Genomic DNA, 20,626 nt, shown 5'->3' with positions numbered 1-20,626 from the left:
TCGGCTCTTTTCTTTTTACTGCCAGGATGCCCCTGGGATTTCTTAAAGTTCGGTCTTGGGCAATTCTGTCATTGGCCAACGTGGACGCACATCAACTGCAAGGCTCGTCTGTTCTCCGGCTTGCAAACGCAAACTACCGGCATAGGCGATCATAGCGCCGTTATCGGTGCAAAACTCATGACGGGGGTAGTAGACGCTGGCACTATCCTTGCGCAGGCACGTTTCTAAACGTTCACGCAACAATTTATTCGCGGAAACCCCACCGGCAATGACCAGAGTTTTATAACCAGAGGCTTTAATTGCACGACGACATTTAATCACTAGAGTATCCACAACCGCCTCTTGGAAGGCTGCCGCAATATCCGCACAGGTCTGTTCATCCGGCAGGCCATCTTCGAGGGCGTGCTGACGCACAGTGGTCAGGGTGAAGGTTTTTAAGCCCGAAAAGCTAAAATCCAGCCCCGGTCGATCAGTCATAGGGCGAGGAAAGGTAAAGCGCTTGGGATCACCTTTCTCAGCCAAGGCTGCCAAACGCGGACCACCGGGGTAGTCCAGATCAAGCATCTTGGCGGCCTTGTCAAAAGCTTCACCAGCGGCATCGTCCAGGGATTCCCCCATCAGTTCGTAGTCGCCAAGACCGCGCACTTCGACCAATTGGGTATGACCACCAGAGACCAGCAAGGCCACAAAAGGAAAAGCCGGTGGATTGTCCTCCAGCATCGGAGCTAATAAATGACCCTCCATATGATGTACAGCCACAGCCGGCACCCCCCAGCCATACGCCAGGGCGCGGCCGGCACAGGCGCCCACCATCAGGGCGCCAACCAAGCCTGGACCGGCGGTATAAGCTACACCCCCCAAATCGGAAGGCTTGGTATTGGTCTTCGCCATTACCTGCCGTACCAACGGCAACAGCTTTCGCACATGGTCGCGGCTTGCCAGTTCAGGGACTACACCGCCGTAACCGGCGTGCAGGTCAACCTGACTAAATAGAGCATGGCCGAGCAGACCGGACTCAGAATCGTAGATAGCGACGCCAGTTTCATCGCAGGAAGTTTCTATACCGAGGACGCGCACTTGATTTCATTCTCGTGACTACTTCGAGGGGCGGTTATCATACTGGAAAATGGGGTTGCGATCCCGTATAGGAGTGTTTAGAATTTGCGCCCTCGCTGTGAACCGGCCACCGGATGCAACTGCGAGAGCATTGCCGGAATGGCCGAGAGAAACGAATTTTAACAGGTATCCTAATGCCCTCTGTACGAATCAAAGACAACGAACCTTTCGATATCGCTCTGCGCCGCTTCAAGCGCTCCTGTGAAAAAGCAGGCGTACTGTCTGAAGTACGTCGTCGCGAGTTCTACGAGAAGCCCACCGCTGTTCGTAAGCGCAAAGCTGCTGCCGCTGTTAAGCGTCACGCTAAAAAGCTTCAGCGCGAAAACCGCAAGTTCCAGCGTCTCTACTAAGAGCCGCAGGCTGAATAAGCCTGTCGCAGCGAGGCGGCCGGACGGGCTTAGCCCGTAGCGGAGCTATAAAGAACGGCGTGCGAGCCCTACTCGCGCGCCGTTTTTCGTTCTGCCAACCGCATTTTCCATGCTCGTCGGACGCGCTATCCTTAGCGCTCAACCCAATAAACCACAATCAATGCCAATCCCGGAACACTCACTATGAGCACTCTCAAGGACACCCTGACTCAAGCGACCAAAGACGCAATGAAAGCACGCGACAAAGAGCGTCTTGCCACCCTGCGTTTAATCAATGCTGAGATCAAACGAGTTGAAGTGGATGAGCGCATCGATCTGGATGACGCGCGTATCCTCGCTCTGCTGGACAAGATGACCAAACAGCGCCGCGACTCCATCACCCAGTATGAAAAGGCCGGCCGCGCCGAGCTGGCTGCAGTGGAACAGGCGGAGATCGAAGTCATCCAAGAGTTCCTGCCCAAACAGTTGACCGAAGCGGAGATTAGCGAAATTGTCGCTTCCGCCGTGCAGAGCACCGGGGCCAGCGGCATGGCCGACATGGGTAAAGTGATTGCCCAGGTGAAGCCTCAGGTTCAAGGCCGTGCAGATATGGGCGCAGTCAGCAAATTGGTTAAGGCCCGACTGGCCTAACGCCCAGCCGGATTACAGAACAGTATGCCCAGCAAGATTCCCCAGCACTTTATCGACGACCTGCTCGCCCGCGCAGATATCGTCGAGCTGGTGGACAGTAGGGTAAAACTGCGTAAGACCGGAAAAAACTACTCAGCCTGCTGCCCCTTCCACGACGAAAAAACCCCCTCTTTTACCGTGAGCCCAGACAAGCAGTTCTACTACTGCTTCGGCTGCGGCGCCAACGGCAATGCCATCGGCTTCCTGATGGAATACGATCGCCTGCCATTTCCCGAAGCCGTGGAAAAACTGGCGGCCACCCGCGGCTTGGAAGTACCCAGAGAGGCATTGGCTCCCGGGCAGGAAAAGCGCCAGAGGGAAAGCCAATCCCTCTATCAACTGACGGAAAAAGCTGCAGAATTCTACCGAGAACAACTACGCAACCACCCTGCGGCAGGTAACGCAGTGGCCTACTTACGCAATCGCGGATTATCCGGGGAAATCGCCCGAGATTTCGACATCGGCTTGGCACCACCGGGCTGGGACAACCTGCTCAATGCCCTGGCCGACACTCCCGAAAAGGCCGACCAGCTTGAACTGGCTGGACTCGCCATTCGCCGCCAGGACAGTGACGGCAACAGCAAACCAGGCGGGCGTCACCACTACGACCGCTTCCGTAACCGCATCATCTTCCCCATTCGCGACCAGCGCGGCCGCACCATCGCCTTTGGCGGCCGGGTATTGGGGGACGAAAAGCCCAAGTACCTCAACTCCCCGGAAACCCCGATTTTCCACAAGAGCCGTGAACTCTACGGCCTATGGGAGGCGCGCCAGGCCAATCGCAACTTAGAGCGCTTGATCGTGGTGGAGGGCTATATGGATGTAGTGGCCCTGGCGCAGTTCGATATCCGCTACGCCGTCGCCACCCTTGGCACCGCCTGCGGCGAAGAGCACATTCAGCTGGCCTTTCGCCATACTAGTGAATTGCTATTCTGTTTTGATGGTGACCGCGCCGGCCGCGCCGCCGCCCGCCGCGCACTGGAATCTGCCCTGCCCCATATGCAGGACGGCCGCAGCCTACGCTTTTTGTTGCTGCCGGAAGGAGAAGACCCGGACACTCTGGTGCGACAACTGGGTGGAGAACGTTTCCAGCAACTGATAGAAGAGCAGGCTCGCCCCCTGGAGGACTTTCTCTTCGACCTGCTCAGCGAAGACATCAACCTCCAGACCATGGACGGCCGCGCGCGCCTGTCCAAGCTGGCCGCCCCACTGCTGGATTTGCTGCCAGGAGGCGTATATCGCCAACTGATGTTCCAGCAGCTGGCCTCGCGTACCGGACTCGACAAAGACACTCTGCAGGAGGTGATTCACGCAGAGAAAGCTCGCAACACCCAGTTACAGCAAGCACAGGCACAGCCAACTGTCACCGGCGCACCCCTCTCTACCGAGCAGGATGAGGAACTCCAACACCGCACCCCGCCGGAACCCTGGCCCCGCGAAGACGAATCTGAATATTCCCCCACACTTGGGGACAGCCCACGCCGCACCGGCCAGTATCGCCTACCTCCTGAACGTATGCTAGTAGCGCTGATCCTCCACCACCCCGAGCTGGCCGCGCAGATTGAGGACTTGCAACAGTTCCTCGGCGCCGACAACCCAGACCTGCTGTTATTTGCCCAGCTGGTGGAGCTTTTCAAGAGCCGCCCACAACTTAACTTTCGCCAATTGATCGGCCACTGGCGCGCCCATCACGGCGCCGAATCCAGCGATATTCTGGCTAAGCTGGCGATATCTCCCCTAGTTTCCGGGGTTCGTCACCTAGCCCAAGGCGATAGCAACCTGGAATACGATCCCCAGGCTGAATTTAACGACTGTCTACGTCACCTAGAAAAATCCGATGCCAAGCAGCGCAATCGCGATCTCTTGGCCCAGTTAAAAGCCGGTGCCCAGCTCAGTCAGGAAGAACAACTGGCTTTATTGGCCAACTGGCGCAGAAAAGACAATTAATCTGCAATAACCCCTTGAAAACTGCGGCCTCAACACTATATTCACTCACCCCGCCGGGCGGGAACGGGAACCTCAGCACCCTAAAATTCACACCAGAGCCGTTGCTTGACAGCTAGAGTGGTTATTGCTAGTGCATATACGCTATAATCCCGCGTCTTTGTCCCGTATTTTCATCCCCAGAATTCAGGGTTGTGCATGACCGACAAAACCCAGCAACAAACCTCCCGTATCAAGGAGTTGATCGCCCGCGGTAAAGAGCAGGGCTATCTCACCTATGCCGAGGTAAATGACCACCTCCCGGAAGATATTTCCGATCCCGATCAGGTGGAAGACATTATTGGCATGATCAACGACATGGGTATCAAGGTGTTCGAAAGCGCACCAGATGCCGAAGAGTTGTTGATGGCCGAGGGTGACAGCTCCGCCGACGAAATCGCCGCAGCCGAAGCCGCCGCCGCACTGGCCGCAGTTGAGTCTGATGTAGGCCGCACCACCGATCCGGTACGCATGTATATGCGCGAAATGGGCACTGTAGAGCTGCTCACGCGCGAGGGCGAAATCGCCATTGCCAAGCGTATCGAAGAGGGCCTACGCGAGCTGATGGCCGCCCTCGCCTACTGGCCTGGCGCAGTACAGCAAATCATCGATGAATACGCGCTAATCGAGAAAGAAGAGCGCCGTATCCCCGATGTCATCGCCGGCTGGCTCGACCCAGCAGAAGATGTGCCCCCCGGAGCCCAGGCTGGCCAAGCCGCTGTAGTAAGCGACAACAGCAGCGAGTCCTCTGAAAGCGAAGGCGAAGAGGACGATGACTCGGACGACGCCGACGATTCCTCCAGCGAGGAAGAAGAGGAAAACGCCGGCGGTCTCGACCCAGAGGAGCTGGCCGAGCGCATGAATGCGCTGATCGCTGCGCAGAAAGCCGCCGATGAGGCCATCGCCGCCCACGGTCGCGACTCCAAGGAAGCCGGTACTGCTTTGGAAGCCGTCGCCGAGGTATTCCGCTACTTCAAACTGGCACCACGCCAGTTCGATCCTCTCTACGGCGAAGTTCGCGATATTCTCGATAGTGTGCGCAGGCAAGAGCGCATCACTATGAATTTGTGCATCAAGCGTGCACGTATGCCGCGCAAGACCTTTATCAAGGAATTTCCCGGCAACGAAACCAATGAAGAGTGGATCCCCGCGATCATCAAAAAGAAGCGCGACTACTCTGACGCCCTGCGTCATGTCGTAGACGATATCGTTCGCGCGCAACGCAAGCTGGCCCAGTGCCAAGAGCGCTCCGGTCTAGACGTAGGCCAGATCAAAGAGATCAACCGCCGTATGTCCATTGGCGAGGCCCGCTCCCGCCGCGCTAAAAAGGAAATGGTTGAAGCTAACCTACGCCTGGTTATCTCTATCGCCAAGAAGTACACCAATCGCGGCCTGCAGTTCCTGGACCTGATTCAGGAGGGCAATATCGGCCTAATGAAGGCGGTGGATAAGTTCGAATACCGCCGTGGCTATAAGTTCTCCACCTACGCCACCTGGTGGATTCGCCAGGCTATTACCCGCTCTATCGCAGACCAGGCACGTACCATTCGTATCCCGGTGCATATGATTGAGACTATCAACAAGCTCAACCGTATCAGCCGCCAAATGCTACAGGAAATGGGGCGCGAACCCACGCCGGAGGAGCTGGGCGAGCGCATGGATATGCCGGAAGACAAGGTGCGCAAGGTTCTCAAAATCGCCAAGGAGCCCATTTCCATGGAAACTCCTATCGGTGACGATGAAGACTCGCACCTGGGTGACTTTATTGAGGACCAGAACCAGTCCTCCCCGGTGGACACCGCCACCCAGACCGGCCTGCACGACGCCACCCGCTCCGTGCTCTCCGGCCTAACCGCGCGTGAAGCCAAGGTACTGCGTATGCGCTTCGGTATCGACATGAACACCGACCACACCCTGGAAGAGGTGGGTAAGCAGTTCGATGTAACCCGTGAACGTATTCGCCAGATCGAGGCTAAGGCCCTGCGTAAGCTGAGGCACCCATCCCGATCAGAGCACCTGCGGAGCTTCCTCGACGAGTAAGCCCCCACGAAAAAGCCCGGTTCGACCGGGCTTTTTTATGTGACACAATCATGACCGCCCGCAAGGGTCTACGGATGGCAGGAGAGCAGCATGCAAAAAGAAGTCGCCAATAAACCGGAAGAGTCTGAAGAAGTCGCCAACAAGCCAGGCAAAAAAGGCATTGCCCGCCTGATTGCCGCCGCCAAATATTCAAGCGAAGGTCTCAGCGCCGCCTGGCGTAATGAGGAAGCCTTTCGTATTGAAGTTATCCTCGCTATCTTCTTTGTCCCTTTTGCCCTATGGGTAGGAGACACCCCGGCTGAACGCGCCGTATTGATAGCTGTTAGCCTGGTGGTATTGCCTTTGGAGCTTATCAATAGCGCTATTGAAGCCACTGTGGACCGCATAGGAGCTGAGAAGCACCCACTGGCCAAGATCGCCAAAGACACCGGCTCTGCCGCAGTAGCAGTGGCCCTGTTAATGTGGTTTATCGTCTGGGGTTGTATTGTGATTCCCAAGTTGCCGATTTAACCGCACTACTTGAAAATCGTTAGTTATAAAAAAAGGAGGCTACGCCTCCCCTTCTATAACCTGAACAATGGTACTAACTAACACCAGCAAACTGAACAGGCGTACCAACAAGCTCAAAATGGGATATCCATCCCTTACTTTCTAGGCTGGGAAGTTAAAATTTAAAGACCGCTCAAATAATAGCTACTGAGATTGACGTTGTTGTGCAAACACGACAAGAAGAAATTTCTGCCACAAAGGCATTGATTTGAAAGGAAAAATCTTGTACTTTGCCCAACCGCTTGCAACGATACCCGCAAGCAAAGTGTGGGCCCTTAGCTCAGTTGGTTAGAGCATCCGACTCATAATCGGCAGGTCCTGGGTTCAAGTCCCGGAGGGCCCACCATTTTAATCCCCAATTAATCCCTTCTCATGTGACTCACTGGCTTTCTAGGCGCCTAGGAAAAGCACGCACTCCCAACTTTGAAGTAGCTAACGATATATCACACCTTTTCTAGAGCCACTAAATTCAAACATCAAACTATTAATCCGCCATCACCACCAAAATCTCCAAGAAACATAGAAGGTCATAAAAACTTTTACAGCGGATGATACTCACAGCTGGTAGAGAGCGATTAGAAACCTGAACTATTATGAATAGATCTATATCAAGACTACTCCTAACAACTAGTCGAAGTGTTGTAATTTCAAATAGGGTGCTCAATCCTATTAGTAAATCAATAAAAAATAGTGTTCAGTTATTTGAAACAGCAGTATCTTTAAATAAATTTTGATCATTCATCCAAGGTATTTTTTCAGCGACATGACATGTCATACATGCAGAACGGGCATTGGAAAACCCTTGCCAAGCTTTTTTTATATCCCTGGTCTCAAATGCACTAAGCACAGCTTCATATGTTGAGTTTATAAAAATTGCATCCGAATTTGCCCTCCGGGCAGGACGTTTTAGGTAACCATTCTCAATGACAGCTTTAATTTTTTTCCAATGATATATAGCTAGGTCAAAGTTCTCATTCTGAAGCGCCGAATATATGGTTTTGTAACGATCCCCTACTTCCCACATGGAAACAGAAAAACCACCAAGATAGTTTTGCAGTAAAATTAAGCGATCTTTATCATTTTCTGCATTCAACAACCAATCACGCTCATCGCCCGTATCGTAACTCTCAGAATACGCAAAATTTTCTACAGATAAAGATACAATCAGAGCTATCAACAACTTATTCCCATTAAAAGTCTTTGTCATGAGCTATACCAGTTTCCCAGAGACGTATACCACTAAATACTTATAGCAGCAGAAAATAACGCCAGTTTCTTTCCATTCAAATAATTTTTAATTTCTAGACCTTTTAAGCACCCAAATAAATATATTGCAAGTACTTAAACCTTAAGTTAGATATAAGATTTTCTCATAGAGAATAATGAATAAAAACTTGAAGTATATAGCCCTATGACCCCTTCAACGCCATACAGAAGAGTCGTGAGCTTAAAGAATATATTGGCAACTCTGCAGAGAAAAGTGATTGACCGTCATCAACATTACCAAGACCACAATGAGTAAAATAATCTGGTTCAGAGCTTCTCTCAGGATTACTCAACAACCTTGCTCCAAGGATATTTTTGCGCCAAAACCTACATGGACATTAAAGTATACAACAATATATGGAATCACCATGAAGTGGCCATAAAGGTGAAATTTTCTCTAACTCAAAACCTAACCAACCTTGGTTGAAATTTGATATTAAAAGAATATATTTCCTACTACTCTCAATGGCATATATAAAGGTGTCTTACCACAGACCTCAAAATCCAGAATACAAGTTGTATGCTTAACATCAATCTAGGCGCCATCTAGTTCAATTCGGTTAAAACTATTTATTGCCCCCTCCTAACAACAACTTATATTATCTCTCTCAACTACGATTCTTGCTAATTCGCATGCAAGCTTATATAAATAGAATCATTTATAAATAACAATTGTAATTAGAATTTTTATGGATAAATATGCAAGAATAATTCGTCCTGATAAAATTGAAAATGGACTTATAGTTCTTTTGCCTAGTGCAGGTAGAAAACACTTACCTCAATTTACCCGATTTCGATGGGCCAACTTATTTCCAAAACATTGTATTATAGCAATTGCAGATCCGTCTTTGAATGAAAACAACCCCAACCTTCATGGCGGCTGGTTTCTAAACAGCAAAAATGGAAGTTTTTTGCCTGAAGTTTTTAGCTTTGTAGAAGAAATGCTATCTGATGTACCTGTAGCAAAACGTAGAGTTTGTTTTGCTGGGTCATCTATGGGGGGATATGCTGCTATATGGTTATCCATGCTTTCTAAAGGGCGCTATTTTTGTTATGCCGACTGTCCACAACTGTATTTAACCAAGCATAGAGGATCAAGAAAATCCCTCCTTTATCACTTCAAAAATAAAGTTAAATATGAGCATTACGAAAATATTGATGCAGCAATTCAGTACTTTGGCTTTCTGCCTAAAGGCGTTATTTCAGTGTCTATGTCTGATAAACTTCACGTGATACATTTGATGAAATTTGAAAAAGCTTTGATGGATATAAAGTTAGACTTTTCTAATGAAGATATAAAGATCATTAGAGATAATTTTATTAATGGGCGGCAGGGGCATGAATCTGTAGATAAAAGTACATTTAAGTCAGAGGTACTCTATTGCCTAAGCAAACAGGGCAAGGAAAGAATACCTAAACTTCACAACATTAAGATATCCGAGTATGCCCAGGATTAAAAATCGGGAAAATAAAGGAGAACCCTGGAGAACCCTTATCGAATTAAAATGGCACCACAAAGCGGCTATTTTCTCTTGGAAGACGACTAGCATTCGAACTATCTGATTCTATTCTACAGCGATAGAAGTTATTCATTTATATAAAAATCTTTTTGCACAATTTAAAAGTGAACACAATTAAAGAGGAAATAGGTGTTTGATACACTGTCCATTATTCATAGAGGAAACATACCACTTCAAAAAGCTCTTCATTTTATCCGTCACTATTAACCCACAACCAAAACGGATAAATTAAATTTAAGCAAAATCAATCTTCAATAGAAGTTATCACTGAATGAAAAGTCGCTCAAGGAAAATTGAATTAGCTATTTTTTAGCTTAATCATTTTAATTAAAATTTAACCAACCGATGAAATCGGCGACATAGAAGTTACCAATAGATGATTTTTGGCTGACTTAAAAGTTGGAGCAATAATTTTTTATACACTTGAGAAATGCCAGTTGTAACCCCATGATCAAAGACCAGTATTGATTGACTGATACAAATAAAAGAGCACGCTATTCAACAAAAGGTGAGGATCATGAAAGCACTGACGCTAAAAGCACCTGGCGGTCTTGAAAATATCTCTCTGAGCGAAATTAATGACCCCGGCAAGCCAGGGCCTGGGCAGATCCGTGTTGCCATTGGCGCATCCTCGCTCAACTTCCATGATTTGCTGGTTGCCGACGGCAGTATATCTACCGAAGATGGCCGTATTTTAATGTCTGATGGTGCAGGAACAGTTGAGGCCGTTGGTGAGGGTGTCACCGAATTTAAGATCGGTGATTCCGTGGTTTCCTGCTTTTTCCCCCAATGGCAGGCAGGGCCGGCATGCCACAGTGTTTGGGGCTTCGCCAATACACCCGGAGATGGCATTGATGGAATGGCAGCCCAGCATGTAGTACGTGATGCCACTGCATTTACCCTGGCACCCAAGGGCTGGAGTCATACTGAATCTGCCACTATTACCACAGCGGGCCTCACGGCCTGGAGGGCCTTGGTCAGCGATGGCAAGGTTAAACCAGGAGATATAATTTTAACCCTTGGTACTGGCGGCGTATCTATTGCCGTAATTCAAATTGCCAATATGTTGGGCGCCCAAGTAATTGTGACCTCATCCTCCGATGAGAAACTAGAACGCGCCAAGAAGCTGGGGGCAACTCACGGGATTAATTACAAAACCCATACACAGTGGTCAGAAAAAGTACTGGAGTTAACCCATGGCAAAGGGGCCGATCATATTATCGAGGTGGGTGGGCCCGCCACTTTGGAACAATCCATTCAGTCAGTTAGGGTGGGGGGGCACATTTCTCTCATTGGGGTGCTAACTGGCAGAGAGGGAGAAGTCCCAACAGCATTACTGATGGGAAAACAAGCACGCCTACAAGGGCTGGTTGTGGGAAATCGCCGTGAACAGCAGAATTATGTTGCGGCATTGGAAAGCAACACAGTGCATCCAGTTATCGATAAGACATTTCCGTTTGCCAATCTTGAGGAAGCTTTTGAGTATCAAACCAGCGGTTCGCACTTTGGTAAGATTTGTGTGGAGTGGTAACCGTTTATTTTAAAGAGCTATTCCCTAGAAAATGAGTAATACACTGCTACCGGCATTTATTATGTATAAACTCATGGATACGCTCAATGAGTATTGATACCTAATAAAATTTCGAGTGCAGTGTATTATTTTTTCAGTACAATGAAAGTCAATATTTACTATGACTTTACCTAACTTTCACGATCCTTTTCTTGAATATGATTTGGTAACTGTAATAGTGCTCCGTCCCTACCCTGCTTATAGTCACGCCAGCTTGTCGTCATCGGAAAATCAGGGTAGAGCGCATCGGTAGGAAATTGAATAAAGCGATAATAGCGCTTGGCAATGCTTATCTCTCTTCGAGTTTTTAAGCTTAAAACGGTTAGTTTCAGAGGCTATATTAGGATCGGCGCCTGTCGGAGTACCCACCAAGTTGGTATTGAGAATTTGCTGATACTGGGCCGCATTACTCATCGCTGCTGATTGAGTACCTTCATCAATCATTACATATATACCATTGCGCCAATCGAATTGATCCAAATTTTTAATACAGGAAGAGAGAGCCAATCCTACGTAAAAATTTCCGCCATGATTATCTCGATAATCGATAACAAGATTCTGAACTCTACTATCACGTACGATATCAACAATATTCTCAAACTGTTCTTGAAGATCAGGTAAATCTGGATAACTATCAAAGTCCACGTAAACTGCGTCGTACTTTCTTAGTAAAGCCAGGCGGATACCAGACAAGTCGATATTAAAATAATTAATATCAGGAACCAAAACCGGATACTGTGTGTTCAGCCCACCAAATTTTTCCATAGGCACAGAGTGCACTTTCATTGAGATAGATCTACCATCTTTTAAAAACTGGTAAGTCACCTCATCTTGTCCATCAATAATGCCAGTGCCATAAAGAAACTTTGCCAATACTACGTATTAAACGCATTATTCCCACCTCTACTTCTGTTTCATTCATATCTGGCAGAGATTTAAGTAGATTATGGATTTGCTCATAGAATTCATATTTATCAACATTAACAAGCGGATCTATATGATGTGTCTCAATTAATTTCTGCAATTGCTGTATATCTTCCTTCCACACACTAACCTTATCAGTTTCAAGTGTGTTGGCTTTATATAAAAAAATAACAAGTAGATAATTAAAAATAATCTTTGTTTTATGCTTGATTCCGGCTGAAATATGAGGGAGAGACCCCAAACTGAAGGTGAAAGGCCCGGCGAAAACTATCGTAACTGGAAAAGCCCACTCGTAGAGCTACTTGCTCCAAGCTCAAGGACTCGCAAGTAATCAGGTCCCGCGCCCGGTTGAGACGAATTTGATTTAAATACTGGCTAGGCGTGCTGTGTAAATGACGCTTGAACAAGCGTGTTAACTGACGCTCACTGATAGATATTCTCTCGGCCATATCGGAGACACTGATAGGTTTTTGATAATCTTGAGCTAACCACTCCAGCAATGGGTTGAGACGCATGCTATCGCCAGATTGTACCTGTAATAAGTCTGAGTACTGTGCCTGACCACCACGGCGCTGTAGATAGACCACCAGTTCTTTGGCAACACTCGCAGCAATAGTATTGCCGTGGTCTCTTCGGATGATCTCTAAGGCTAGGTCGACGCCGGATAAAACACCGGCGGAAGACCAGATTCCTTCACTTTCAATAAACAGCGGGTCTTCTTCTACTTGATAATTAACTGCCTGTTGTGCCAATTCTCGGCAATGTCGCCAATGTGTAGTAACTCTATGACTCTGTTCAGGAAAAATCTTTGCCAGAATAAAAGCACCGGTACAGATACTCATTACCCTACGGGCATTTTCAGCTATCAGCCTCAAAGCATTGAGTTGCTTCGAGCTCAGTTCCATTTGCCGCATTCCAACACCGCCACAAATGACCAAGTAATCGACTTGTGGTAATTCAAAGATATCGCAGTCTACAGAAAGGGATTGTCCATATACTGTTTCAACAACCCCTGAAGACAAACCTAATAAATAGCAAGAATAGGCCTCACTGATAAAACTGTTAGTCTCCATAAATGCATCCAAGGGGCCAAATAAGTCCAAGGCCTGAAAACCATCGGCAATGAAAAAACCAATCTTTCTGCTCATAGTAATTCCTCCTTGTACCTATTCTACTCCTCTAGAAATGTCACAAAAGACGCAATTACGACAAAAACAGACATGCCGATTGCAACGCAAAATACGCTGTGGGTAACAGCTTCATTTTCCATTCCATCTTATGTACTCGTGTCGCAAGCCACAGATATTCGCTATTCAGAAGTACTCATTCCTTCAAATTTCTCCTTTTATAGTTTCAACTGAGAACCGTCGAAGCGGATAATCAAATGGAGATATTGCAAAGCAAATAAATCAGTATGGGGATAGTTGAGAATTCATGAGGGAAAATAGGTTTAGCAGAGTGACCGGTATAGACCTGTCACTCTGCTGTGAGAGAGTATAGATTGACAAAACTCTGGTATAGATCACTACAGCTCTGTATCCGACTTAGTTATACTTCCCGAGTGACAGCTTAGTGCCTCAATTACCCCGACTTCGGCCAAAGAACAAGATTTATGCTCTTTTCATCTGCCCTAATAGCCATGGTTATGGCCACCACCACACCAAATAATTGTACCGATGGTATTGCCCTGGCAAGAGGGGTAGCCGCCATTGCAAACGAATACCCTTGGTTAAGCGCAAACAAGAAAGACTACGTATTACGTAACTATCATCGTATGTACATCATTATTCCTAAAAAGCCCGATACCAATATCAAGGGTGGTGGTATGCCAACGGCTACAGTGGGTAAGGAGAACTGTGAGGTAATTAATGTTCACCTAGCTCGTTAATTTATTGTCGAACACTAATAAGATGTACTTTAACCTTGCTTTTTATAAACCTGCGTATTGTTAGTTTCATCGCATTCCTCCACGATGTTTTTATAGTCTGCGGTCACTTCCAGCACCGCATCAGGATCAAATACCCAATAATTCAAGGTAAAGATGAGGGTTATCGTCGCACTAACGGCTAAGACTGGGATTGCTTGAACATCATTGGCCAAAGTATCGGGATCGATCAGGCGAGCAAAACTTGCGGCAGCTGCCATTTGCCCGACATTGGTGATATCTACAGCAATCAGGGATTGCCCTGAACCAGAGTCCCAGATTGGATCATGAATTTTGCTCACGATCAGGTCTGGTTTATCACATACACATAAGCACATGTAGTGATCATCTTCAATTACTCCAAAGGGTGTACCCGCATAACAATTAGCTTTGTCGTCAAATTGATTACCATATAACCAATGGGCCAGTGGATCATCATATGGCTTTTCAATAATCTCTGGATTGCGAGTGATTTTACAAACATTGGTTCGTTCAAACTCCTCTGTCATTTCCTTTGTCAATTCAGATTCTGGTGTAGCACCGACCCAAATTGCACAAGTTCTACGACAGGTCAATGGACCCTGACCTTGATAGAAGTTAGGGTACCAACCAGCATTATAGTTCTGCATACTTATATCCTGAATCGGATCTGCATAACTGATTATCGCAAAAATCAACGTCAGTAAACTAGCTAAAAAACTGATTATCAGTCTCAACATGTTACCCTCCATAAAGTATTTTTTTACTAACTATTTTACCCTTCAACCACATATCAAATAAAAACTACATTCTATTGGCTGGAGAGATTGTAAAGCGACCTTATGGAATATCTATATATAGCTGGAAAATATTGGCGGGATTTAATCTTAAACAGTTGCAGCTCTCTTATTTATCATGATTTTTTTAATTTTAAATTCAGTTTTATAATTAAGACACTTCAGCGCTAGAGAAAATGTAAATATAACCAAGATACAAAGCATATATCCTCATCCATCCACATTAACTTATCCTCTTATAATCAAGGGTATTAAACGTGTATTTTTAATACCCTAGCACCCTAATTACTACTGAGTGAGAACATCCGAAAATAAACAGAAAATACTAAAATTCCGCGACGCTGTATAAAACTGCCAATGTAGCTCCAATTGAAAGCATTAGCGGATACACAACAGCTAAGAAAGAATACTTAATCAAAGTCATAATCCAACCTTGCCTATATAAACGCTTTTGCATGATTAAAAGATATACAGGTATCCAAAAGACAAGGATAGATATTAAACTCCACGTGATCTGCTCAACCCATGGATAACCGCCAAACCAACTCTGAAAATTAAGTAGAAGAGTCGTCAACAATAGTGCCAAACTAATAAATGCATGGCTATGTAATGCAACAATTAAGTGTTCCATATATAACCTTCGCTTGAACAGATAAAGCACCCATAACATGAATGCAAAAATAGGCAGCATAATAAATAGTGTGGAAGGTAAAGAACCAAGAAAAATCTTCTTGAACCGATTGGGATCAGCTTCAACTAGATCACTATTTTTTTCGATCTTTAGCAAGAATTCAGCCACGCTATCCACCAGGGATTGTGGTACACCTGAAAATCTTGGGCGTTCAGCTTTGTTATCCCAGCAAGCTCCACCAATCTTTACATTGCAATGTTCATCCTCTTCACTATCAAAAATATCAACTACCAATTTGGGCTCAGCCCTCTGAAATTCATCGATTATTTCACCAACTTTTTTTGGAGCCTCATTCGGCAAAAACTCAGTCTCGACATCCTGATTTGGTGTGTCTGATATAGTATTTCTCCCTTCATCAAGGGGCTGCTTTATATCAGATACTTCCTCAACCACAGTCTCATCATTCTCAGATGAATAATCCTTCCAATCAGTGCTAAGCTGAATTGTAAAAAAGGTTGTTATACATAAGAAAATAAACAAACGTACTGGGCTGACATAACGTACCCGCCGTCCAGCAAAATACTCGACTGTTAGAAAACCAGGACGAAACAGCAAAGGCGCCAGAGTGCGTACTATACGCGAATCAAGCGCTAGTAATGTGTCAAAAAAATCCCCGATTATGTTGGAAAATTGGCGCACCATTCCTTTTACAGGCTGACCACAAGAATAACAGTGTGGCCCCAAAAGTTCGGTCTTACAGTTTGCACATTCAGCAACACTTCCTTTTATATGTTCCACTGTTTCTGAACAACTCATTACCTCTATCCTTTTTTCTACTTCTAAGTATCAACCATAAAAACGTTCTATTTCTTTGCATCTTATTATGTGAAGAACGTCCTAAAAATACTAACCACTGATCAATTTCTTTTATTTCAAGAATAGCTAAAAACTAGCACTAAAGCTCTGCCAAGCTCCAGAGGACAGTCAAAGCTGCACCCAAGGCCAGCAAAATCAAATAAGCCCCTCCCAGAAAAGAGTATTTACATAAGGTAATAAGCCATCCCTGCTGATATATACGCTTTTGCATCCAAAATAGATAAATGGGGACCCAAATAATTAGCAGAAAAAACAGATTATCAAAAAGTGAAGAGATTACATTGTAATCAGAAAATTTTTCGCTTGCACTGTAAAACAGATTGGCAGTTAAAATACTTAAACAAATAAAAGCATGACTGTGCAGTGCAACAATCAAATGCTCCATATAAAGTCGACGTTTGAAGATATAAGCTACCCACAACATCATGGCGAAAATTGGCAACATGATTATTAAAGTAGAAGGCAAGGCTCCCAGAAATGCTTTCTTAAGTCGATTTGGATCTTCAGTGACTCGTTCTACATTTTTATGGGCACTGTCTACTTTTTTATTAACCCAACCTTCCAAAGAATCAGGAAGCCAGTCAACTTGAAAAAACTCTTCATCTATTTCGGTAATGGTTTCATTTAGTCCCGAAGCAATAGCATCCTTAGTGAAATATTCGGATTGCTTTGATGCCCCTGTAACTCCGTTTAGATTGACATTAACTTTATCTAGATCCGTATTCAGTTCGTCTAAATCTGTCTTAATTTCAATGCGTTCTTCAACAAGCTCAGATTCTACCTCCTCTAAATTGATGACCACCAAATTGTCTTCAGCATGTTTTTTTTGGAGGTCTTTTAAATTCTCAACAGCCTGATCAAGACCTCTTTCGGCAGACTCCGTATCCACAACTACAGATTTATTGCCACCAAAGTTAATAGCCCAGTCACTATTAATCTGAGTAACAAAAAAACTGGTGATACAAAGAAAAATGAACAACCTTACAGGACTTACATAGCGGACTCTACGACCTGAAAAATATTCAGTAGTTAAAAATCCAGGTCGAAAGAATAAGGACGGCACTGTTTTCCATGTACGCGAGTCAAATGCCAGTAGAGTGTCAAAAAAGTCTCCAATTATGGAGGAGAAATGACGCACCATCCCCTTGACCGGCTGACCACATTTGTAACAGTGAGGTCCCAAAAGTTCAGTTTCGCAGTTAGCACAACGATTTGATTTTTGAGCAGAATGATTTGCGGATGCCGTAGTACTCATTACCTATTACCCCTCGACATTTAAAATAAATTTCCGAATTACACAAAACGTATTTATGAGCCCAAGTCCCAATTAACGAGCTAAATTAAAAAAACCTCAACTAGTGAAAGTTCACTGATTCAAGCTTTCAAAAGGAATATAATTTCTTGAAAATTTACAGGCGCAGGTCGGGAAAAAATAGAAACGCGCCAATTTTAGGCGCGTTTTGCAAGGCTTTTGGCAGTAATTGCTGGGTGTTAATTATCCAATAGGAAACGAGCAATAGTTCTCAAGCCATGTCCCTTGGCACCAGCGGCCCAAAGGTCATTGGCACTTGGCTGGTAAGAGCCAGAGAGGTCTATATGTACCCAGTTGCGGCCCTCCTCCGATACAAAACGAGCAAGGAAGGCCGCCGCAGTTGAAGCCCCAGGGCTACCGTCAGCGCCTATATTAGAAATATCGGCAAAGTTAGAGGGGGTCTGCTCTAGATGGAAGGGCTCCAGTGGCAAGCGCCAGGCCTTCTCATTCTCCTGTGCTGCGGCATTCAGTACCTTCTGCGCCATTTCATCTTCAAAACTGAAGACTGAATTAAAGTCGCGGCCTACAGCCATTTTGGCAGCACCCGTCAGGGTAGCGGCATCCAAAACAAAGCGAGGCTTATCTTCCCCTGCCGCGAGTAGGCCATCCGCTAATACCAGACGCCCTTCCGCATCGGTATTCAGCACTTCAACGGTGACACCATTCTTGTATTCAATAATATCGCCCAACTTAAATGCGTGGCCGGAAACCAGGTTCTCCGCACAGCAAAGATACAGCTTCACTCTTTTTTCCAGACCACGCGCAATGGCCAGCGCGAGGCCTCCAGTCACCATAGCGGCACCGCCCATATCAGATTTCATGGTGGCCATGTTGCTTGAGGGCTTAATGCTGTAGCCACCGGAATCGAAGGTGATCCCTTTGCCCACCAGACAGATATCCACCTCAGCATCCGCATTGCCTGTAGGGTTGTAGTCGAGCTGTAACATGACCGGCTCGCGCACGCTACCACGGCCCACATTGTGGATACCAACAAAGCCATCGCGCAGCAAGTCATCCCCGGCCACTATGCGATAGTTAACTGCGCTCGGGGCAAGCTTCTGTAGCATTTCCGCCGCGCTCTCCGCCAGCACCCTGGGAGAAACATCATCCGGCGTGCCATTGGTAATCTCGCGGACCCAACACGCAGCATTTTCACGTGCTGCCAGTTCTTTTAGCTCGCCAGCATCCTCGCTGCCCCAGTGGATTTTATTATTGATACGTGGATTAAAATAACCGCCCCAAAAAGCCCAGCGACTTTCGATATCCCAACCCTCACCGCTGAGTATCACCTCATTGATTCCCATGCCATCGAGGCGTCGAGCCGCGCGTTGCGCCGCCACCAGTGCAGCACCTTTGGCCGCACCAATATGGATATGCGCTTCGCTGCCATTAAAACTGAGTAACGCCGCCTCGCCCCAGGGTTCTCCTGCAGTGCCTTCCACCAAATGAACGCGCATAGCTTTTGTCATACAACACCTTTTTTGAAACTTGTGTGCCAATTTTATTAGGATTCACGCTGCATTCTAACAGTACATCAAAAATACTCGACGATTGCGCCGCCACGATGACGGCGGATAAACTGTTAGAAAGAAACACAATAAACCTTTAGGAAGAAAAGTTTTTAGGGAAAATTCATGGCTGAATCCTGCCGCTACCATTCCAGTGCCGATGCATCCTGGCAGTGCCAACCCTGTCAGCGCAAATACTGTAGCGAATGTATCCCAGGCTCCAGTGCCAACTATCAGGGCCTTGGACCCGAGTGTCCGTTGTGTCGCGATCCAGTTGAGTATATCGGTGCCAGCAACAGTGCTAAGCCCTTTTGGCAGATGGGAATTTTTTATTTTCTCTACGCCTTAAAACCAGGTCCCCTGGCGATCATAGCACTGGCAGCTGCAGCCAGTTTGCTAATCTCAGGCCTGGGTCTTTTAGCAATCGTGGCCCTGGTGGGCATCGTTGCCCTGGTGAGCCGCTACAACTTGCTGGTTATCGAGCGGCTTGCCAGTGGCCAGTTGGAAGCTCCCGGAATCGGCGATGCCCTGGACGGTAATAGTGCACCGCTGTTCTTGAAAGTCATCGCTATGACCTTGATTGCCGGTTTTGTTGGTTACAAACTCTTCTCTTTCGGTATGGGTGCCGTGCAGCTTTATGCTTTTGTCCTCTTCCTATTTGCGCCGGCAGCGATGATTGTACTGGCCCTTGAACATAGCCTGCGTGCGGCGATCAATCCACTTAAGTTACTACAATTCACTTTGATTATCGGCTGGCCCTACTGGCTGTTGTGGATTACCACCACTGCGGTTTCCGCTGCACCCAATCTGCTGATGGCCATTGCCATTGAAAAGCTACCCCCCTGGTCCCTGGGCCCGGTGATTGCAGCCACGACTACCTATTTCTATATCGTAACTAGCGCCATGATGGGTTACATCTGCCTGTCACGACAGCAAAAACTGGGTATTCAGGCCGAACTGGATGATGAAAGTACCTTTCTGGAAGAGGACGAATTCAACCGCGCACGCGCTTTGGCCGATGCACAGATTTTAATGCGCGAATCGAATCTACCAGCCGCACGTCAGGCGCTGGTAGATGGCTTGCGCCGCTACCCCAATGATGAAGCCCTCAACGAACGTTACTACCGCTTGCTGCTGGCAACCCAAGACCAAAAAGCCCTGCGGGAACTCGGCCCCCATTTACTGGATAAGTTCATACAACTCAACCGGCCACACAAAGCGGCGGAACTTTACCTGGCCACCGAGCCGGCCCCCCCTATTGTAAAACCCGAGCTTCGCCACACCCTAGCCAAGGTGCTCTACCAACAGCACAAATACCAGCTGGCGGCGCAATTATTGAACAATCTACACAAAGAAAGTTATCCACAGCTGGATGCGGCTTACCTGCTGCTGGCACAGGTATATATGGATGGGCTGAACCGCGAAGACCTGGCCAGGAAATTACTGCAATTCCTTAGACAGAAATTCCCCAACAGCACTCTACGCAATCAAATCGATACTCTGTGGAAAGTACTAAATAGTTCAGAGAACACACGCCAATAAATTCACAGAGTCAACGAGTCAGTAGCCTGTACCGATAGCACGCTTCCAGGAG

17 protein-coding genes and 1 tRNA gene are annotated in these 20,626 nt (G+C 46.8%); 10 read left to right on the top strand and 8 right to left on the bottom strand.

Translation table 11 applies throughout. The features are described 5' to 3' along the window. Nucleotides 1-42: 42 nt before the first annotated feature. Complete coding sequence (gene tsaD, locus ACJJJA_RS03175; RefSeq protein ID WP_444887905.1) at nt 43-1,077, bottom strand: tRNA (adenosine(37)-N6)-threonylcarbamoyltransferase complex transferase subunit TsaD; 1,035 nt, start codon at nt 1,075-1,077, stop codon at nt 43-45. Between the two features lie 173 nt (nt 1,078-1,250). Here tsaD and rpsU point away from each other — a divergent pair, with 173 nt between their 5' ends. The 6 genes from rpsU (at nt 1,251) to ACJJJA_RS03145 (ending at nt 7,071) form a co-directional block, all read left to right on the top strand. Further along, nucleotides 1,251-1,466, top strand: coding sequence for a 30S ribosomal protein S21 (gene rpsU / locus ACJJJA_RS03170; RefSeq protein ID WP_020411530.1), 216 nt, complete (start codon nt 1,251-1,253; stop codon nt 1,464-1,466). 201 nt (nt 1,467-1,667) lie between these two features. Continuing rightward, the gene (locus ACJJJA_RS03165; protein ID WP_444883624.1) at nt 1,668-2,114 is read left to right on the top strand and encodes a GatB/YqeY domain-containing protein; all 447 of its coding nucleotides are present in this window, start codon (nt 1,668-1,670) and stop codon (nt 2,112-2,114) included. A 24-nt stretch (nt 2,115-2,138) separates the two neighbouring features. Further along, nucleotides 2,139-4,100 (top strand): DNA primase, encoded by a 1,962-nt coding sequence (dnaG, locus tag ACJJJA_RS03160; RefSeq protein ID WP_444887904.1) that lies wholly within the window; start codon nt 2,139-2,141, stop codon nt 4,098-4,100. A 195-nt stretch (nt 4,101-4,295) separates the two neighbouring features. Continuing rightward, a complete protein-coding gene (rpoD, locus tag ACJJJA_RS03155; protein WP_444887903.1) occupies nt 4,296-6,176 on the top strand; it encodes an RNA polymerase sigma factor RpoD in 1,881 nt (626 codons plus the stop codon). Nucleotides 6,177-6,266: 90 nt separating this feature from the next. Beyond that, nucleotides 6,267-6,686 carry a diacylglycerol kinase gene (locus ACJJJA_RS03150; RefSeq protein ID WP_252084337.1) on the top strand — a complete coding sequence of 140 codons (420 nt, stop codon included), beginning with the start codon at nt 6,267-6,269 and terminating at the stop codon, nt 6,684-6,686. Between the two features lie 308 nt (nt 6,687-6,994). Beyond that, a tRNA-Ile gene (locus ACJJJA_RS03145) sits at nt 6,995-7,071 on the top strand. A gap of 348 nt (nt 7,072-7,419) precedes the next feature. Here the strand turns inward: ACJJJA_RS03145 and ACJJJA_RS03140 are convergent. Then, entirely contained in the window at nt 7,420-7,932 is a 513-nt protein-coding gene (locus ACJJJA_RS03140; RefSeq protein ID WP_444887901.1) for a hypothetical protein, read from the bottom strand. Between the two features lie 748 nt (nt 7,933-8,680). Between ACJJJA_RS03140 and ACJJJA_RS03135 the strand changes: the two genes are divergently transcribed. Next, a complete protein-coding gene (locus ACJJJA_RS03135; protein ID WP_444903726.1) occupies nt 8,681-9,448 on the top strand; it encodes a hypothetical protein in 768 nt (255 codons plus the stop codon). A gap of 580 nt (nt 9,449-10,028) precedes the next feature. Then, nucleotides 10,029-11,042, top strand: a complete 1,014-nt coding sequence (locus ACJJJA_RS03130) for a zinc-dependent alcohol dehydrogenase family protein (RefSeq protein ID WP_444887899.1) — start codon at nt 10,029-10,031, stop codon at nt 11,040-11,042. A gap of 270 nt (nt 11,043-11,312) precedes the next feature. Here ACJJJA_RS03130 and ACJJJA_RS03125 read toward each other — a convergent pair whose 3' ends face one another. Together ACJJJA_RS03125 and ACJJJA_RS03120 are read right to left on the bottom strand one after the other, a co-directional pair. Next, nucleotides 11,313-11,954, bottom strand: coding sequence for a hypothetical protein (locus ACJJJA_RS03125; RefSeq protein WP_444903725.1), 642 nt, complete (start codon nt 11,952-11,954; stop codon nt 11,313-11,315). A gap of 251 nt (nt 11,955-12,205) precedes the next feature. After that, nucleotides 12,206-13,153 (bottom strand): GlxA family transcriptional regulator, encoded by a 948-nt coding sequence (locus tag ACJJJA_RS03120; RefSeq protein WP_444903724.1) that lies wholly within the window; start codon nt 13,151-13,153, stop codon nt 12,206-12,208. Between the two features lie 464 nt (nt 13,154-13,617). Here ACJJJA_RS03120 and ACJJJA_RS03115 point away from each other — a divergent pair, with 464 nt between their 5' ends. Continuing rightward, nucleotides 13,618-13,893, top strand: a complete 276-nt coding sequence (locus ACJJJA_RS03115) for a hypothetical protein (RefSeq protein WP_444903723.1) — start codon at nt 13,618-13,620, stop codon at nt 13,891-13,893. Between the two features lie 29 nt (nt 13,894-13,922). On the opposite strand, the gene ACJJJA_RS03110 is transcribed toward ACJJJA_RS03115, so the two are convergent. The 4 genes from ACJJJA_RS03110 to pepB form a co-directional block, all read right to left on the bottom strand. Beyond that, nucleotides 13,923-14,648, bottom strand: a complete 726-nt coding sequence (locus tag ACJJJA_RS03110) for a CARDB domain-containing protein (RefSeq protein WP_444903722.1) — start codon at nt 14,646-14,648, stop codon at nt 13,923-13,925. A gap of 382 nt (nt 14,649-15,030) precedes the next feature. Beyond that, nucleotides 15,031-16,152 (bottom strand): DUF3667 domain-containing protein, encoded by a 1,122-nt coding sequence (locus ACJJJA_RS03105; protein WP_444903721.1) that lies wholly within the window; start codon nt 16,150-16,152, stop codon nt 15,031-15,033. Nucleotides 16,153-16,291: 139 nt separating this feature from the next. Continuing rightward, nucleotides 16,292-17,467, bottom strand: coding sequence for a DUF3667 domain-containing protein (locus tag ACJJJA_RS03100; RefSeq protein WP_444903720.1), 1,176 nt, complete (start codon nt 17,465-17,467; stop codon nt 16,292-16,294). A gap of 236 nt (nt 17,468-17,703) precedes the next feature. Further along, nucleotides 17,704-18,993 (bottom strand): aminopeptidase PepB, encoded by a 1,290-nt coding sequence (gene pepB / locus ACJJJA_RS03095; protein WP_444883611.1) that lies wholly within the window; start codon nt 18,991-18,993, stop codon nt 17,704-17,706. Between the two features lie 165 nt (nt 18,994-19,158). Between pepB and ACJJJA_RS03090 the strand changes: the two genes are divergently transcribed. Continuing rightward, nucleotides 19,159-20,574, top strand: a complete 1,416-nt coding sequence (locus tag ACJJJA_RS03090; RefSeq protein ID WP_444903719.1) for a hypothetical protein — start codon at nt 19,159-19,161, stop codon at nt 20,572-20,574. The last annotated feature ends 52 nt before the right edge of the window (nt 20,575-20,626 follow it).

The organism is Microbulbifer mixtoriginis (SeqCode), from assembly GCF_052466865.1.
This window is presented reverse-complemented; position numbering and strand designations above follow the sequence as displayed.

Bases quoted from the DNA above. Each gene is read 5' to 3' on its own strand.
- ACJJJA_RS03140 (WP_444887901.1), bottom strand. From the start codon at position 7,932: ATGACAAAGACTTTTAATGGGAATAAGTTGTTGATAGCTCTGATTGTA.
- pepB (WP_444883611.1), bottom strand. From the start codon at position 18,993: ATGACAAAAGCTATGCGCGTTCATTTGGTGGAAGGCACTGCAGGAGAA.
- ACJJJA_RS03115 (WP_444903723.1), top strand. From the start codon at position 13,618: ATGCTCTTTTCATCTGCCCTAATAGCCATGGTTATGGCCACCACCACA.
- ACJJJA_RS03110 (WP_444903722.1), bottom strand. From the start codon at position 14,648: ATGTTGAGACTGATAATCAGTTTTTTAGCTAGTTTACTGACGTTGATT.
- ACJJJA_RS03090 (WP_444903719.1), top strand. From the start codon at position 19,159: ATGGCTGAATCCTGCCGCTACCATTCCAGTGCCGATGCATCCTGGCAG.
- ACJJJA_RS03120 (WP_444903724.1), bottom strand. From the start codon at position 13,153: ATGAGCAGAAAGATTGGTTTTTTCATTGCCGATGGTTTTCAGGCCTTG.
- ACJJJA_RS03135 (WP_444903726.1), top strand. From the start codon at position 8,681: ATGGATAAATATGCAAGAATAATTCGTCCTGATAAAATTGAAAATGGA.
- ACJJJA_RS03100 (WP_444903720.1), bottom strand. From the start codon at position 17,467: ATGAGTACTACGGCATCCGCAAATCATTCTGCTCAAAAATCAAATCGT.
- ACJJJA_RS03105 (WP_444903721.1), bottom strand. From the start codon at position 16,152: ATGAGTTGTTCAGAAACAGTGGAACATATAAAAGGAAGTGTTGCTGAA.
- rpoD (WP_444887903.1), top strand. From the start codon at position 4,296: ATGACCGACAAAACCCAGCAACAAACCTCCCGTATCAAGGAGTTGATC.
- ACJJJA_RS03130 (WP_444887899.1), top strand. From the start codon at position 10,029: ATGAAAGCACTGACGCTAAAAGCACCTGGCGGTCTTGAAAATATCTCT.
- ACJJJA_RS03165 (WP_444883624.1), top strand. From the start codon at position 1,668: ATGAGCACTCTCAAGGACACCCTGACTCAAGCGACCAAAGACGCAATG.
- rpsU (WP_020411530.1), top strand. From the start codon at position 1,251: ATGCCCTCTGTACGAATCAAAGACAACGAACCTTTCGATATCGCTCTG.
- dnaG (WP_444887904.1), top strand. From the start codon at position 2,139: ATGCCCAGCAAGATTCCCCAGCACTTTATCGACGACCTGCTCGCCCGC.
- ACJJJA_RS03150 (WP_252084337.1), top strand. From the start codon at position 6,267: ATGCAAAAAGAAGTCGCCAATAAACCGGAAGAGTCTGAAGAAGTCGCC.